The organism is Paenibacillus sp. JJ-100 (assembly GCF_948329825.1).
In the GTDB taxonomy this organism is placed as follows: domain Bacteria; phylum Bacillota; class Bacilli; order Paenibacillales; family Paenibacillaceae; genus Paenibacillus.
Genome location: NZ_CAOJCM010000002.1, coordinates 775251 through 791375 on the forward strand (window position 1 = coordinate 775251; position 16125 = coordinate 791375).

15 protein-coding genes and 1 pseudogene are annotated in these 16125 nt (G+C 46.0%); 4 read left to right on the forward strand and 12 right to left on the reverse strand.

Annotation, left to right across the window (positions count from 1 at the left end; translation table 11 throughout):
• Positions 1-26 precede the first annotated feature (26 nt).
• Both PQG66_RS10225 and PQG66_RS10230 read right to left on the reverse strand, forming a co-directional pair.
• Entirely contained in the window at positions 27-356 is a 330-nt protein-coding gene (locus tag PQG66_RS10225; protein ID WP_272037578.1) for a DUF3889 domain-containing protein, read from the reverse strand.
• A 58-nt stretch (positions 357-414) separates the two neighbouring features.
• Complete coding sequence (locus PQG66_RS10230) at positions 415-717, reverse strand: hypothetical protein (protein ID WP_272037579.1); 303 nt, start codon at positions 715-717, stop codon at positions 415-417.
• A gap of 298 nt (positions 718-1015) precedes the next feature.
• On the opposite strand from PQG66_RS10230, the gene PQG66_RS10235 reads away from it, so the two are divergent.
• The 3 genes and pseudogenes from PQG66_RS10235 (at position 1016) to PQG66_RS10250 (ending at position 4248) form a co-directional block, all read left to right on the forward strand.
• Complete coding sequence (locus tag PQG66_RS10235; protein WP_272037580.1) at positions 1016-1918, forward strand: manganese catalase family protein; 903 nt, start codon at positions 1016-1018, stop codon at positions 1916-1918.
• A gap of 174 nt (positions 1919-2092) precedes the next feature.
• Positions 2093-2862, forward strand: a pseudogene (locus PQG66_RS10245) (MerR family transcriptional regulator).
• A gap of 30 nt (positions 2863-2892) precedes the next feature.
• A complete protein-coding gene (locus PQG66_RS10250; RefSeq protein ID WP_272037583.1) occupies positions 2893-4248 on the forward strand; it encodes an alpha/beta hydrolase family protein in 1356 nt (451 codons plus the stop codon).
• A gap of 53 nt (positions 4249-4301) precedes the next feature.
• Here PQG66_RS10250 and PQG66_RS10255 read toward each other — a convergent pair whose 3' ends face one another.
• The 5 genes from PQG66_RS10255 to PQG66_RS10275 all read right to left on the reverse strand — a co-directional run bounded on the left by PQG66_RS10255 (position 4302) and on the right by PQG66_RS10275 (position 9680).
• On the reverse strand, positions 4302-4625 hold the full coding sequence (locus tag PQG66_RS10255) for a hypothetical protein (RefSeq protein ID WP_272037584.1): 324 nt from the start codon (positions 4623-4625) through the stop codon (positions 4302-4304).
• A gap of 189 nt (positions 4626-4814) precedes the next feature.
• Positions 4815-6530, reverse strand: a complete 1716-nt coding sequence (locus PQG66_RS10260) for an ABC transporter ATP-binding protein (protein ID WP_272037585.1) — start codon at positions 6528-6530, stop codon at positions 4815-4817.
• Positions 6531-6578: 48 nt separating this feature from the next.
• Positions 6579-7610, reverse strand: coding sequence for a FecCD family ABC transporter permease (locus PQG66_RS10265; RefSeq protein WP_272037586.1), 1032 nt, complete (start codon positions 7608-7610; stop codon positions 6579-6581).
• Position 7611: 1 nt separating this feature from the next.
• The gene (locus PQG66_RS10270) at positions 7612-8673 is read right to left on the reverse strand and encodes a FecCD family ABC transporter permease (RefSeq protein ID WP_272037587.1); all 1062 of its coding nucleotides are present in this window, start codon (positions 8671-8673) and stop codon (positions 7612-7614) included.
• A gap of 269 nt (positions 8674-8942) precedes the next feature.
• Positions 8943-9680: a glycerophosphodiester phosphodiesterase gene (locus tag PQG66_RS10275; RefSeq protein WP_272037588.1), complete on the reverse strand. Its 738-nt coding sequence runs from the start codon at positions 9678-9680 to the stop codon at positions 8943-8945.
• A 228-nt stretch (positions 9681-9908) separates the two neighbouring features.
• Between PQG66_RS10275 and PQG66_RS10280 the strand changes: the two genes are divergently transcribed.
• Entirely contained in the window at positions 9909-10181 is a 273-nt protein-coding gene (locus PQG66_RS10280; RefSeq protein WP_272037589.1) for a hypothetical protein, read from the forward strand.
• Between the two features lie 165 nt (positions 10182-10346).
• Here the strand turns inward: PQG66_RS10280 and PQG66_RS10285 are convergent, their stop codons facing one another.
• The 5 genes from PQG66_RS10285 to PQG66_RS10305 form a co-directional block, all read right to left on the reverse strand.
• Complete coding sequence (locus PQG66_RS10285; RefSeq protein WP_272037590.1) at positions 10347-10475, reverse strand: hypothetical protein; 129 nt, start codon at positions 10473-10475, stop codon at positions 10347-10349.
• Positions 10476-10615: 140 nt separating this feature from the next.
• Positions 10616-11200 (reverse strand): TIGR00730 family Rossman fold protein, encoded by a 585-nt coding sequence (locus PQG66_RS10290; protein ID WP_272037591.1) that lies wholly within the window; start codon positions 11198-11200, stop codon positions 10616-10618.
• A 322-nt stretch (positions 11201-11522) separates the two neighbouring features.
• Positions 11523-11942: a hypothetical protein gene (locus tag PQG66_RS10295; RefSeq protein WP_272037592.1), complete on the reverse strand. Its 420-nt coding sequence runs from the start codon at positions 11940-11942 to the stop codon at positions 11523-11525.
• A 20-nt stretch (positions 11943-11962) separates the two neighbouring features.
• Entirely contained in the window at positions 11963-12634 is a 672-nt protein-coding gene (gene ung / locus PQG66_RS10300; RefSeq protein ID WP_272037593.1) for a uracil-DNA glycosylase, read from the reverse strand.
• Positions 12635-12932: 298 nt separating this feature from the next.
• Positions 12933-15854, reverse strand: coding sequence for an insulinase family protein (locus PQG66_RS10305; protein WP_272037594.1), 2922 nt, complete (start codon positions 15852-15854; stop codon positions 12933-12935).
• Positions 15855-16125 lie beyond the last annotated feature (271 nt).

Genomic DNA, 16125 nt, shown 5'->3' on the forward strand with positions numbered 1-16125 from the left:
GAAGCTTCTAACCTATCGGGATCGGATCAGTGACGATCTGCTTCCGAAAATTGTACTTTTTTCAACTGCTGCGTATTTGGATTAAAGTCAACATTGACATATACAGCAAACTGCTTGCCGTCTTTCCCCCGAACCCACAGCTTGAACTGCTCTCTTGACTGATTTGCACTAAGCGATGAACGTCCGATATGTTTGTAATCCAGAATGTCGGCATTGTACTTGGTCTGTGTCTCTTTCACCGCTATAATGCCCCACTTCGCATACTCAGGGATGCTGTTGCTGAATGCGGAAACGGTGTTCATGACACCCGTCATACTAAGCATAAGGGTTAGTACTGTAACCATAAGCACTCTCATGCATTTCACTCCTTGGGGACTAATGTGTTGCTGATATCGTGCCCTTTTAGATGATATTCTACACCCACATTTGAAAAATCCAGACCGCGGGCCACAGCCAAAATGGAACAACTTGCATCAGCCGATCCAACGGCTCAATCTCTGAAGAATGACTAAAGCTTATCCCCCAATCCCCGGAAAGAAAACCATGCTGTGCCCTAGACTCCTCAGGAGGCTCTAAACCATACTTCTCCATAATTAATTGCCTTGTTTGTTCATCCACTTGAACATCATTCTCCATACTGCTTGCTGCCACGTAGGGACTATATATGCAAGTTAGCATCATCATTAAACACACGATATGTAACCATCTAAATCTCATATGTAGTTCTTCCTTTCTGCTGCGGTTCCATTACCTAAGATCAGTGCAACGCTTAGAACAACTTGTCTGATTGTACATAAGAATATTGAAAAAAGGAAATGCCCAACAGTGAACAATGCCTCACGTTCTGATAGTATTCGTGACAAATTAGCACACGATCCTATAGACCCATTTTATAGTTTAAATGTTTAAAACATCCACAATACGTGTAATGGGCTGTGACTGACCAAGCATGACCAAGCTTACATTACACTCACTTGAAGCTGTCTTCACCCCAATTTGAGGAGGTTATATCTGTATGTTCAAACGTCTGGATGAAATTCTGATTGAGATTCCCAACGTCGAAAAGCCTGATCCCAATGCAGCAGCAGCCATACAGGAATTGCTTGGCGGCAAATTTGGAGAAATGTCCACCCTGAACAATTACCTCTATCAATCCTTTAATTTTCGCTCCAAAGAAAAACTGAAACCGTTCTATGACCTCGTCATGAGTATCACGGCTGAAGAATTAGGACATGTGGAACTGGTGTCTCATGGTATTAACCATTGTCTCCGAGGATCAACCGAATATAAAGAACCTGATCAGACTCCGTTAGGTTCCGTGAAGGATGCTCGATTATCATATCATTTCCTGGCAGGCGCACAAGGTGCGATGCCTTTTGATTCAATGGGTAATCCATGGACAGGTGCAAATGTCTTCAACAGTGGAAATCTGGTGGAAGATCTGCTGCATAATTTTTTCCTTGAATGTGGAGCCCGTACGCACAAGATGAAAGTTTATGAAATGACCGATCATCCCGCAGCCCGCGAAGTCGTCGGTTTCCTGCTCGTACGCGGCGGTGTACACGTAGTGGCTTATGCCAAAGCGATTGAGATTGCAACAGGTGTCAATGTGACCAAACTGATCCCCATTCCTTCACTGGATAACAAAGCCTTCCGTGAAGCTCATAAATATGAGGAAAAAGGTGTACACACCAAGCTGTATACTTACAGTGACAAGGATTTCAATGCCATTGATCAAATCTGGAAAGGCACTCATCCCGAAGATGGACAACCACTGGAGGTCATTCAAGGAGTTCCTCAAGGTTTCCCGATTCCCGAAGCTCCGGCGGTGGAAGAGGAATTCGCCCCAGGCATCTCCCACGAGGATTTCAAGGAAATTGCACGTCGGCTGAAAATGGCAGGAAACATTACGGATTAAGCAACATATGCTCCACCTAATGTTCTAACTATACGACACAGCTCTCGACACTCGCTGCTTTGAAGCAGGAGATGAGAGAGCTGTGTTTTTTTCTGAAATGAAAAAAACATGCTAACCCATCTTGCATCTACAGTTACTGGAGGTTATATAATGGGGACAAAAGGAGGGTTTGAGATGCAGAGCACACATTATTCTATCGGTAAATTCGCTCAATTGAGCGGCGTTCCAATCCGTACACTACATTATTATGAAGAGGTTGGCTACTACACCCAAACCGTCGAGATAACGGTCATCGGATTTATAGTACTGCTGATTTGATTCATTTGCAGAAAATTATTGGCTTGAAGTCCCTTGGCTTTTCATTAGAGCGTATTCGCAAATGTATTCATCATCACGAACCTGAGATAAATCTGATTGAAACCTTACAACTTCAGTACCAATCCATGCAAGATGCCCGTGCTGAACTCGACAGATCATTAGAAATCCTCCGCAGATTAATTGCGATCATGCAGCGAGAAGGAAAACTGGAGCACAGCCTGATGTTTCTGCTGATTCGCAACATGTTACGGGAAGACAAACAGCGCAGTTGGGTAGAGGAACATTTGTCAAAACAAACAGCTGCTGTGTTGTTTAATAACTCCCCAGATGCGGAAGCTGAATTGGATCGAGAATTGCTCACTTTTATTGAGGCTGTCAAGCGGTTATCAACTGGAGAACCAGACGCTTTAGAGGCCGAAGAAATGTTAAGTTTCTACGTGCAGCGTACACTCCACTTACTGGATGAAAAGGCTATGGCCAACATTGACCACATATCAGAGGAGGCGTACGAGCGATTGGATGCATTGGTAGACATGCCATTAAACGAGGGGGAAATCATATGGCTGAATGAGGCTTTGTCTCACTATGCAAACAAATTTGGCCTACCTGGAGTCGGTGAACCATAACGAAAGGATGTGATCATTGGTATGAGGCTATTGGAAGACGTCTTACTCTGCACCTCGATGGCTTGCTTTCTCTATGTCATCTGGGCAAGACATCACTTGCGTCCGCTGACAGCACGAACCATCCCTGCAGTATTGCTAGGAATTATCGTTCTTCATTTTACATTTGAACATCCACGTTGGATTATGCTCCCGGTCTACGGAATCACAATCGTTGTGATGGTCCTTTGTATATTCAGAGGAAAGGGAACCCGACATACCTTCCGCCCGTTCAAACGCATTCGCTCCATCTTACTCAGCTTATTTGCCCTGCTGGCAGCAGGTCTTACTTGGGGAATTGCAGGTTTACTTCCACTCTTTAAATTCACAGAACCCAGCGGTCCCCATCGTGTTGGTGTAATTGATTACACCTGGGGTGATCTAAAACGCACCTTCGATGATGGAACCATCCGGCGGTTGAACGTAAGAATATGGTATCCAGCAAGCAAAGAGCTGACTACCCCTGCATATTACATCCCTCAATCGGATAATTTTATCCAAGCCGTAAAAAAACAATATGGTCTGTGGTCCCAATTACTGCTCCATTATCGAAAAGTCGAGATTCCTGCACAGTATGCGGCTCCATTTTTTTCTAAAGACACCGCAGTACCCGCTGTTGTCTATTTGCACGGCAATCAGCTTGGCACCCGTTTTACTGGAACGTTCCAAGCACTTGAATTAGCAAGTCATGGCTACATAGTCATCGCGCTTGAACATCCCGGGACGGCCTTTTTAAGTGCGTATAACAAAGATGACTACATTCCCTTTACTCATGCGTTCGCAGATCTACCAAATCACTTCAGCAGACACAATACCGTGGCAGTCCCCATCATACAGGAAATGCAAGATGATGTGCAGTTCGTACTCCAATATCTACAACACATCGATCGCTATGAAACGAACTCTCTACTCTCGAATCGAATGGATCCTGATCGAATCGCTGTCGTCGGCCATTCCTTCGGCGGAGCAGTTGCAGCACATATGCTGGCTAATACAACCATAGTTAAAGTTGCTGTCAATCTCGATGGTTATCTTTATGGTGATTATCCTGACAATCCTTCGCAGAAGCCCTTACTCATATTAAATGGGGGGCTACTAATCAAAGGCTTGGAAGAAACGATGACCGGACTGGAAGAGGAACGTGCTGTGCGCAACCGTCTACTTGGACAAAATGGAAAGGAAGTGACTCTTCCGCAAGCAGGGCATTTGACTTTCACTGATCTTCCTCTATACTCACCACGACTATTTAAGCCACTTGCGCCGGACATTATCCATCAGCACCGTCTGATCAATGAGTATACGCTACGTTTCCTGGATGACCACCTGGTAACCAAGATAGAACAGAGATAATCTCCTGTGCTTTGAGATCATCTTCTGGGCAACGCCCTTCTGTCCCGGCGGATCTAATGCTTCTTGTTACGTCGCCATAATTCCCTTGCCCATACACCTATAACTCCACACAGTAGCAATGCACAGTATGCCCAGGCAAACAGCATTGCCAGTCCTAGTCCGATGTTGGCATCCAGTCGTTCATCGGTAGTGTAGGTATACCATGCAAAAGCGAGCGGTGCAGCGCCAACGATAAACAGCGCCATGAACCATACTATCCAGTTGCGGCTGCGAGAGGATGGCTCGAGACGTCTCTGTTTGCGAATCCACAGAAATAATAACCAACAGATTAAAATGTACATGAGACTAGTGAGTATGATTTTCATAAAATCTGACATAGGCAGTGGCCTCCCCACTTCAAACATTCTTTTGATGTTATGCTCCAAGACCCTGAATCATGAAGCCAGCCAATAGACTTCGTACAAAGCCTTGCCCATCATTACCCACATAAATAACCCTTCAATAAAAAAACAAACCACCGTCTGACTCCTTCCAAGTCACGACGCTGGTTTGTGCTAGAACAGCAGTTATGCACCAAACTGCGCATAGTGCAGGCGGCTGTATACGCCACCGGAAGCAAGAAGCTCCTCATGTCGTCCCTGCTCGGTGATCCCCTGCTCGGCAACAACTACAATGCGATCTGCATTTTTAATTGTAGCCAGCCTGTGAGCAATCACAAGCGTGGTACGTCCTTCCGACAACTCCGCAAGTGATTGTTGAATTGCGGCTTCCGTTTCCGTATCGAGCGCAGAGGTCGCTTCATCCAGAATGAGAATCGGTGGATTCTTCAGGAACATTCGAGCAATCGATAACCGCTGCTTCTGTCCACCAGAGAGCTTCACGCCACGTTCACCAATAAGTGTATCCAGTCCTTCTGGCATAGATTGAATCAGAGATTCCATCTGAGCGCGCCTTGCAGCCATCCAGATTTCTTCTTCCGTAGCATCCAGCTTGCCATACGCAATATTTTCTCGAATAGTACCATCAAAGAGAAAAACGTCCTGCTGTACAATCCCGATCTGGCTACGTAAAGAATCCAGCGTCATGTGCTGAATCTCCTGACCATCAATGGTGATGCGCCCTTCCAGAACATCATAGAATCGCGGGAGCAGACTGCAGAGTGTCGTTTTCCCTGCCCCTGATGGACCAACTAGAGCGACGGTTTCCCCAGCTTGAATGCTCAAGTCAATCCTTTGAAGCACAGGCTCCTGATCCGAATAACCGAAGGTCACTTGCTCATACCGAATATCCCCACGCAGATGGGATACCGGCTTGGCGTTAACATGATCTTTAACATCAGGCTCCATATCAAGTAAGTCCGTATATCTCTTGAAGCCTGCAATTCCCTTAGGATACGTTTCAATAACCGAATTGATCTTCTGAATTGGCGTCAGGAATACGTTGGATAACATAATAAATGCGATAAACTGACCATAACTCATACTACCCTTAATGACAAACCACGTCCCGCATACGAGAACAAACAACGATACCAGCTTCATCAGCACATAACTAATGGAAGAGTTCCAGGCCATAATCTTGTACGCAATCAACTTGGTTTGACGGAAACGACCATTGTTTACAGCAAATTGTGCCTTCTCATACTCTTCATTCGCAAAAGCCTGAACTACACGAATTCCAGTAATATTGTTTTCTACACGAGCATTGAAATCTGCAATATCCCCGAACATTCGGCTGAACGCTTTGGACATTTTGTTACCGAAATACAAGGAAAGATAGATAATAAGCGGCACAATGATAAACGTCAGAATCGCCAGATTCCCGTTAATGCTCATCATAATGCTGAATGCCCCCACAAGTGTCATGACCGCGATGAATACATCCTCCGGACCATGATGGGCAATCTCCCCGATATCCATCAGATCATTCGTCATACGAGATACCAGATGTCCGGTCTTGGTGTTGTCAAAGTAACGGAACGAAAGCTTCTGTACGTGGTTAAACAGATTTTTTCGCATATCCGTTTCAATATTGATCCCCAGCTTGTGCCCCCAATAGGTAACCACGTAGTTCAGGAACGCACTCAGCAGGTAGATACCGAGTAGCACTACACACGCCCATAGGATCCAGTCCCAGCGGCCAGCAGGCAGCAGATCATCCACAACCCGGTTCACCGCCAGCGGAAAAGCCAGCTCCAGCACAGCGACCAGAATCGCACAGGTGAAATCCAGAATAAACAGCTTTTTATATGGCCTGTAATAGGCGAAAAAACGACGAAGCATGAAGCAATGTCCCCCTTAAGGCAATTCTCCGAGAATGATGATTACCTTCTAATTCGTCCTGCTTAAAAGGTACAGAAAGTATGGAGCACCCAAAATAGCAACCAGAATTCCTGCTGGTATCTCTGAAGGTTGCAAAATGACACGTCCCAGCGTGTCTGCAACCAGTACAAGCAAAGAACCGACAAGTGCAGAGGCAGGTAGCAGAAACTGATGTTTAGGACCTACCAGACGTCGCGCTAGGTGAGGCCCAATTAACCCAACAAAACCGATCCCACCGCTAACAGAAACACATGCACCAGCAAGAATTGCAGCAGCAGCAAGTAGAACGATTCGTTCACGCTCTACTGAAGCCCCCAGACCGCTTGCTGTCTGATCACCCAGATTTAATACATTCAGCACACGGGCCTTCGCAAGTACCAGCGGCACAAACACAATAATGAACGGGAGTAACGCCATGACAAACTTCCAGTTAGATCCCCAGATGCTGCCGGCGAGCCAAGTGGCTACAAATTGATATTTTTCCGGACTAAGCCGAAGCGTTAATACGATCATAGCTGAACTTATACCGGCTGCGACCCCAATCCCTGTAAGGAGCATACGGGTCGGCAAAATACCTTCACCTTTTTTGTATGAAAGGATGTAGATTAAAAATGCGGCAAGGCACGCACCAACTAGAGCCAAGAGTGGAAGTAGAAAGATCGGAGCAGCTGTTGTTGTTGGAAAAAAAGAAACAAACAGCATCACCATAAGTCCAGCACCTGCATTAATACCAAGAATACCCGGATCAGCAAGTGCATTGCGCGACACTCCTTGCAGAATACAACCGGACAAGGCCAATCCCGCGCCAATCAATACAGCAATCACGATGCGAGGCAACCGGAATTCAAATAGAATCAGTTCCTGCTTTGGAGTTCCGCCTCCAAACAGTGTCCGCAGAACATCAATCGGTGAAAGCTTGGTAAAACCGGTATTCATGCTGACTATAAAAGCTGTCACAATCAAAAGACTAAGCGCAATAAGAACAACGACAGATTTTGTTTTCTTTTTACGCTCTGCTCCAACCATTGTAGAAGAACCCATACTACAGCGTCCTCCTTTCTTGCCGCGCCAAATACAAGAAAAACGGCACCCCAATGAGGGCAACCAGAGCGCCAATTGGCGTCTCGTGAGGCGGGTTAATCATACGTGCAGCCAGATCCGAAAATACGAGCAACAAACTGCCCATGATGGCCGAACAGGGAATGATCCAGCGATAATCGACCCCAACCAGCTTTCGTGTCAGATGAGGAATGATCAAACCAACAAATCCTACTGCACCCACCACAGATACAGCGGTACCCGCCAGAATAAGTACTACGATCAGACCAATTAATTTAATCAGACCTGTACGCTGCCCTAATCCGACTGCGATATCTTCCCCAAGACTAAGCAGGGTAATCGAACGTGAGATGATCAAACTGACAATGAGTGCTGCAAGCACCCAGGGAAACATCACTTCAAGTTGCGACCACTTCGTTCCCGCGATCCCTCCAGCAGTCCAGAAGGCCAAGTCTTGTCCGATTCTGAAGTATAGTGCAATTCCCTCACTAAGCGCAGTCAGCATCGCTGTAACAGCAGCTCCCGCCAGAACTAGGCGCAGAGGAGTCAGACCTGATCTGGATGCTGCACCGAAACCATACACAAGAAGAACACCAAGTCCCGCTCCCAAGAATGAATACATAACAATGTACATATATGACAGGCCGGGAAAAAAGGCAAAACAGATTGCCAGTGCCAATCCCGCACCAGCGTTCAGACCAAGCAATCCTGAATCGGCGAGCGGATTCCGGGTCATCCCTTGCATGATCGCACCTGCAACAGCGAAACAAGCACCTACCATCGCTCCACCGAGTATACGCGGCAACCGAATCTCCCATATGACCTGATGGGGCGTAAGATCAGGATTGAAATTAAAGACTGCCTGCCAGACCACGCCGAGCTGAATATCTGCAGCGCCATACGAGATAGACAACGCCATACTTAGAGCCAGTAGTAGAATACCTCCTGTAAGAATGAGAGTAGCGGCCCAAGGGCGTGTATGGATTTTGGCTGTCGGTGACTCCGTATTCGTATTGGAATCCACAGATGATTGGTTTGAGCTCATGCTTGTCCACCTGTGTTATGAAAGAAGCCTGTGAATCGTATGTACATAACAATCACCTCTCCAAAATATCCGTTCTATTGATATTGATTCTCATTCCCATAGAACATTGTAAGGGAATCTCTTCCGTCTGGCAATGGACAAAAAAATATGTTTCTTGAAAACAGGAACATTTTCACATGAAATATACATAAAAAAAGACCATACAGAGCTCCCAAGCTCTTGTATGGCCACGCAATATATAATCTAAACTACCTCTTGCTAATAATCACTTAACGGATCTGAACCAGCTTCAAGGAAGCCAGTACGTCTGGCTGATCTGTGATTATACCTTGTACGCCCATATCTAGCATCATCTTCATTTCAGCAGGATCATTGACGGTAAATGGATAGGTCACCATGCCTTGGGCAAGTGCAGCGGCAACTTCTTCTTTTGTCACAGCCAGCTTGTAGGGATGCAAACCCGATGCTTCCAGTTTGGCAGCATAATCATGAGGACGGTACAACTTTTCCATATACAAAAGCGCTGTGCGAATGTTCGGCGCAATGCGTTTACATTTCACAAGAGATGCGTGGTTGAAGCTCGACAACACAACTTGTTGCTCCATGTTCCACTCCTGAATGATCTGAATGACCTTCTCTTCCATCCCCTTGTAAGGCACAATGCCGTTTTTCAGCTCCAGATTGAGCAGAATTCTCTTCCCTTGCACCAGATTCAATAACATCTCCAGTGAAGGGATTGGTTCCCCCGCAAAATTCGTATGAAACCAGGAGCCTGCATCAAGCGTACGCAGCTTCTCATAAGTGCAGTCTTTGACCCAACCCGTCGTTCCTGCTGTCCGTTGTAATGTTTCGTCATGGATGAGCACCAGTCGTCCATCAGCAGACATCTGCACATCCGTCTCAATCCCCGTTGCACCGAGTTCCAGAGCCCGTTCAAAAGCAATCATTGTATTCTCTGGGCACACAGCGGATGCACCTCGGTGAGCGATAATTTCAATCTTGTTCAATACAGCCCCTCCTGCGTTCAAAGTGGATTCTATGAACTTCACTATAACCACCGTTTGTCATACGCATATTAAGAGAACGTTTTATTTGTGTGTGGGGCTTCTTAATAAACATGTGGTCTAACATTTATAGGACTGGGAGATTCACTCATTTTTGCGAACTCAATCTGAAAAACAACATAAGATATATCAGTCATAGACCACTGTACTCCGTTGTAAGGAGGTAGCCCATTGAAATCACGAACTAGGAAGCACACGATCTCTTCCAGATCTGGCGCTCCTCCCAGAGGACCACGACGAGCCACTCGACGTGCTTCTGTTCGAGGACTCTCTATACCTGACAGAACGAGTAATCGGTCGACAGTCGTTGATTCTCAACAGAATAGGCTTGATCAACTGGCCCTTGTTGCCGCTATTCTCGCACTTATTGCTGCTGTCATTGGAGTATACATTGCCTGGAAGACGCTAATTCTACCTAATGGTACGAATGAAATCATCGTATAGTTCCCCCTCACTTCCGACTCGATTTCGCTACAATGAGGTGGGGGTCTTTTTTGTACAAGTAGAAAAAACCGTTCCCCGGAAACGCCGGCAGCCGCCGGCGTCTCTTTGGAAAGGCCATTTTTTCTGACGCTGCCCTAAAATTGCATCGTCACAGAATGGTCTGAATTACAGAACGAAAGTGCGGGAGATGATAACGAGCAAGATAAACAATACCAGGATTGCGCCTGTTGATGTCCATGCTCCGCCGCCGAAACCTCCGCAGTACCCATAACCTGTTCCTTTGAGTTCGCTCATGAGTGACACTCCCCTTTTCTTCAAAGTACACTATAGACTATGTCCGCAAGTATAATTTGCTTGGGCAGATGAAGAAGTTTTTCACATTAGCCTGCTCATTTGAAGTGCCCCCTCTCAACAGTGACATGTCCTATGGACAATTACTTTTCGCTCAGCTCGGACCATTTCTGAGTTAACTCCTGCGGGATATAAGCAGCCATTTGATTAAGCAGCTCAGCTGGACTCTCTTCCAGACTCCACAAACTAAGATGTGAGGTGTTGGAGAAACCTTCGTGTACGCTATGTTCGACCATTTTCATCAGAGGACCGTAATATCCGTTGACATTCAACAAGCCAACCGGTTTGCGATGGATACCGATCTGGGCCCAACAGAGCACTTCGAACAATTCTTCAAACGTACCCATACCTCCCGGAAGTGCGATGAACCCGTCTGATAATTGCGCCATCGTTGCTTTCCGTTCATGCATCGTGCCAACTTCGATCAGTTGAGTAAGTCCGCCGTGAACCACTTCACCTCGGAACAAACCTGTAGGCATCACGCCGATCACCTCTCCACCTGCCGCAAGAGCAGCATCAGCGACTGCACCCATTAACCCCATACAAGACCCACCATATACCAATGTATATCCGCTGTTCGCAATTTGTTCACCCAACTGAGCAGCATGCTCCAGATAATCAGGATGATGCCCTGGGTTGGAACCAGCAAAAACACATATTCGTTTCAATCGATCTCACTCCTTCTCATAATCTATCTTGTTAGTATATAACAGTAATGTCATTCCTATGTTACAACACTTTGACCGAACACAAGCCTAACAATATAAAATAAACACAACATATTCCTAAGCTCACCCAGTGCATTCGAAATGGTATCCAAGCAGCTTTCATGCATGCAGTTCGCGATAAAAAAAATACCCGGCCGTTTGCAGCCGGCCGGGTTCCCAAATTCATACACATCATTTAGAAGGGGTTGTTATGTTCTTACTATAAGATCGAAACATTAATGCCATATGATCGCTATATGAAATACATATTAAATTTTGCCAATTATCGTATACCGCGCCGCGAACGCACGACAAACATATGCTTGTCTTTACGAAGTAATCGGCCATCTTCAAGCTCGACCTGATCTTCGTCATGTCTGACGATTGTAGTGGATAACGCTACGATTTTCGTTCGGTTCCAGATCATAATCTGCGACTTGAAATAAATCGCATTTTCAAACTGGATTGCCTTTTTCATAACATATCCGATCTTGTGCACTTCAGAACGTGCTCTCTTTAGAGGTAGGCTTTCTTCAGGAAGAGGTTTAATCATTGCAATATTGTCAAACGAAACCTTAATTCGCTTCGGTCCGATTCGAACACATTCCGCTTCTTCATCCCACTCCACCAGCGTACCTTTTAGAGGCTCGCGAACTCCTGTTGCCCGATATACTGCCACTTTTCGTCCAATCCAATGTCGCAATGTGCCCGCCTCCACTCGATCTAGTTTTCAGGTATTGTCCAGTCAATTGGTTTAATACCTTGGGAGACGAGAAATTCATTTGTTTTGGAAAAAGGCCGGCTGCCCAGAAAACCGCGATGTGCAGCCAAAGGGCTCGGATGTGTAGATTCCAGTACCAGATGTTTGTCTCTATTGATAAAAGCACCCTTCTTCTGGGCATAACTTCCCCAAAGCATGAACACCATAGGCTCCGTACGTTCATTCAGCTCACGGATGACAGCATCAGTGAACGTCTGCCAACCTAAAGCTTGGTGTGAATTAGGTTGACCTTCCCGAACAGTCATAACCGCATTGAGCAGCAAAACCCCTTGTTTGGCCCAATGAATAAGTGAACCGTGACTTGGAATAGGCGTGCCCAGGTCGGCCTGAAGCTCCTTATAAATATTTCTCAGTGAAGGGGGAACACGTACTCCTGGTTTGACCGAGAAACTTAATCCGTGTGCCTGACCCGCCCCGTGATATGGGTCTTGACCAATGATAACGGCTTTCACCTGATGATACGGGGTTAGTTTCAAGGCAGAAAACAATTCTTCCTTGGGTGGATACACGGTCTGTGTTTTGTACTCGGCAGCGAGTGCATAACGAATCTTGTTAAAATACTCGGCTTCCGTCTCCTTCTGCAACACCTCGTCCCAATCATTTCCAAACATCATGTATAGACTCCTTTCCCTGATGAATGCATACCCGTTAAGCCCGTTTGGATGGGCTCTTCCCTGCAAGAGTCACTTGTCCCATGACTCATAGACTATCCACCATTTTAACATAACCGTGGTCGACAGACCAGAAGTGTGCGATGAAGGTCAAGAGCCTTACAGAGGGATGACACAAAAAGAACACCTCTTGCCTTTATAGATAATAAAAAAAGACACTTGCCCGAGCTACTTGGATCAGCCCTTGCAAGTGTCTTTTCCGTTTGTTGATCAGAAGCCTTTCATCCCGCAGTCATACGGCTTAATGTTTGATCAAATCGAGCGTTTCATCAAACTGGTCTTTCTGCTCCTCAATCTTATGTTCATTACCAATCACGCAGCGATGCTTCTGCTCCAGTATGGCCGACACCAGTCCGGCAAAGCCGATAATATCGCTCTCCTTCGTGCCGAGGACCTCATCGCGTTCCTGCTGCAGATCAGCTTCTGTCACATTACACAGATAACATTCCAGCGAGAATGCTCCTTCACTGTAAGGTGTTCTTGGCGCATCCAGATCCTGGATTGCACCGATGATATAACGAGTCATTTCCCGTTCGTCTGCACGGAAATCATTCAGATATTGCGGGATCTCCTCGTATACTTTATAGGTTTTTTCCAGATTCGGATCACGATAGGAGGCCAGATAACTATCGCCGTTCCGTCTGAAGCCAGACATACAGCCATACGCGCCGCCTTTGGCACGGATATTGTTCCACAGGTAATCCAGTGACAGGATGCCCTGTAATACACGCAATGAGCCTGTATAGGCATAACCTTTATCCACATAGTTTCCGGTTTGCACGACATACTGAACCTCGGACGGAGAGCGGAATCCTTCGTTATGTGTAGCAGGTGTAAATGTATAAACTTCCTTGGCCACTTCATGTGTGAAGAGCTTGGTTTTCAGGTCGGAAACCTGCTCTTCCAGACCTTCGTACCCTTTGTCGTCCGCAGTGTAGCTGACCAGCAGGTTCTCCGGTCTGAAAATATAACCCATCAGCTCTTGCAGGCTGGAGGATAGCTGTTCTTTTTTGGCATCAAAGTTCGCCTGTAAATCTTCAAGCCATTGATAGTACGCAATCCCGCTAACCGCCTCCCGGAAATCAGCAGCGGCTGAATGTTTCGAAGATGATCTGGTAATCCCTGCGGAATGACCACTATTGATCAGATTGCGCTGCAGGTTCCCTTTGACCTGAGAAATAATCTCGAAAAGGCGCTTCGCATCATCAAATCGGGACGTAAACACAATCTCCTTGATCATATCAAAGGCGAATCCAAGCTTGTCATATAGCACTTTCGCGTTAAACTCATACGTTGCTTTAAATTCATGCCGTTGATGCGCATTAGCATAAGAACCCACTCCGCTGTATATTCCGCCGGAATGGATATGAATCTCATTCGATAGCTCGTTAAACGAGTAATTTTGAGTGTCCACATAACCAAGTACATTTTTCAACAGTCCAACATATGGCAAAAGGCGACGCGGCACCTCCTTGATATCAAACAGCAGTCTCAGGTACCCGATGCCGTTCGTATACAAGTTATGATGCAAAACCGTTGTGCCATCCACGTTGTTTACGGTCTGGTAGAGTTTAGACGCCTTCGTGTCAATATCTTCAATGGACAACGTTGGGATGACTTGCTGCTGTTCCTTCGTGGAAGGAGTATTCTGGTACTCGGCAAGCGCTTCGGTACGCTTGATCATCTCTTGTACCTCTTCCGGGCTAAGTCCGGCCTGCACCGACTTCAAGCGTGCCTTCAGCGCTTCTTCCTTACGTGCGTTCAACCCTTTGTCGGGTGTCAACGCAACAAACGATGTATGTGGATTTTGTAATAAATACTTCTCAATAAGCTGTTCAAAATATCCTTCTTTCATTCTGTTGCGTAGTTCTGCAAATACATCATTCGCCTCCAGATAGGTAAAAGGCGATTCCTTATCATACAGCCAGCTTTGCAGGGACGAGAGTCCGTATATCAGACCCTTTGGCATACGGCCAAAGTCCGCTTCACGGTGGTTAAATTCATACGAATTAATGCCGGCAAGCAATGCTTTCGGGTCAAAACCTTCTTTAACAACACGCTCTAGCACTTCCTTGATTGTTAGAAGGAAATCATCCTTGCTGGACAGATTGCTCTTCTTCAGTCCCACGGTGAACACAGGCTGATACAGGCTGTCATCATAAGAACCGTAGACATCCTTCGCGATCCCTTTATCCAGCAGTGCCTGCTTCAGGACAGCGCCAGGTGCGTTCAATAGTGCATATAACAAAATTTGAAAGGAAATATTCAATTCTTTATCCAGACTTGTGCCTATAACTGCATTGTAAGTCAAAAAGCTGTTATCCACTTCGGATTCCGTGCTTCCCGCAGAGTACGACTTCACCACATCCACCCGTTTCGGGAAGGCGGGTTGCAGCTTAATTTCAGAGTCGATCTGGATACGATCATAGTTGCTCAAGTAATGTTCGTCCAGCCACTGCAACTTCTCTTCCATGTCCATATCTCCGTACAGATAGATGTAACTGTTGGACGGATGATAATATCGTTTGTGGAAATCCAGAAGTCCTTCATAGGTCAGATCCAGAATTGCCTCCGGGAAGCCTCCAGACTCACAGGAGTATGTCGTATCCGGGAAAAGAGAATTCAAAACCTCTCGTCTAACCATACGCTCTGGCGAAGAGAAGGCCCCCTTCATCTCGTTATACACAACACCGTTATATGTCAGTTCGTCATCTGCAGAAGTCAGGTTATAATTCCAACCCTCTTGCAAAAATATTTTTTCATTCTCATAAATATTCGTATTTAGTACCGCATCCAGATACACATCCATCAAGTTGTGGAAGTCATGATCGTTGCGACTCGCAACCGGGTAGACGGTTTTGTCAGGATACGTCATTGCGTTGAGGAATGTATTGAGTGAACCCTTGAGCAACTCCACAAATGAATCTTTGGCCGGGAACTTTTTCGATCCGCAGAGCACGGAGTGTTCAAGGATATGAGCTACCCCTGTATCATCTTCGGGAGGTGTACGAAAACCGATGTTGAATACTTTGTTATCATCGCTATTGGACAGTAGTACGATGTGGGCACCGGATTTTTGATGTTCCAGCAGGTACGCATCCGATTTCAGTTCCTCGATTCTGCGCTCCTGTAACACCTTGTATGGCTTAAGCTGTTTCAACATAAACGTGAGTCCTCCGTCCATAGATTGTTGTATTAGTTGTGACTGGATACTCGTTCAAATGTGATAATTACACCAGCACTCCGATGACAGAACAAGCTTCCGATCACTGTTATTCCCAGATTATTAATTTTGCTTGTATAGGAGAAATCCGGGGATAAAGGCGAACGCTCCGCTTCTCAAGCTTTTTTCTGTCCTCTTCGTTTTATGTAATACTTCACTCGAACATCATCCGTCAGCAAAGTGAAGGTAATATATGCCTATCGATAGTATA

Excerpts from the sequence above, each read along its gene's own strand:
- PQG66_RS10225 (WP_272037578.1), bottom strand. The coding sequence starts at position 356 with ATGAGAGTGCTTATGGTTACAGTACTAACCCTTATGCTTAGTATGACG.
- PQG66_RS10235 (WP_272037580.1), top strand. The coding sequence starts at position 1,016 with ATGTTCAAACGTCTGGATGAAATTCTGATTGAGATTCCCAACGTCGAA.
- PQG66_RS10230 (WP_272037579.1), bottom strand. The coding sequence starts at position 717 with ATGAGATTTAGATGGTTACATATCGTGTGTTTAATGATGATGCTAACT.
- ung (WP_272037593.1), bottom strand. The coding sequence starts at position 12,634 with ATGATGTTTGGAAATGATTGGGACGAGGTGTTGCAGAAGGAGACGGAA.
- PQG66_RS10260 (WP_272037585.1), bottom strand. The coding sequence starts at position 6,530 with ATGCTTCGTCGTTTTTTCGCCTATTACAGGCCATATAAAAAGCTGTTT.
- PQG66_RS10285 (WP_272037590.1), bottom strand. The coding sequence starts at position 10,475 with ATGAGCGAACTCAAAGGAACAGGTTATGGGTACTGCGGAGGTTTCGGC.
- PQG66_RS10270 (WP_272037587.1), bottom strand. The coding sequence starts at position 8,673 with ATGAGCTCAAACCAATCATCTGTGGATTCCAATACGAATACGGAGTCA.
- PQG66_RS10265 (WP_272037586.1), bottom strand. The coding sequence starts at position 7,610 with ATGGGTTCTTCTACAATGGTTGGAGCAGAGCGTAAAAAGAAAACAAAA.
- PQG66_RS10255 (WP_272037584.1), bottom strand. The coding sequence starts at position 4,625 with ATGTCAGATTTTATGAAAATCATACTCACTAGTCTCATGTACATTTTA.
- PQG66_RS10305 (WP_272037594.1), bottom strand. The coding sequence starts at position 15,854 with ATGTTGAAACAGCTTAAGCCATACAAGGTGTTACAGGAGCGCAGAATC.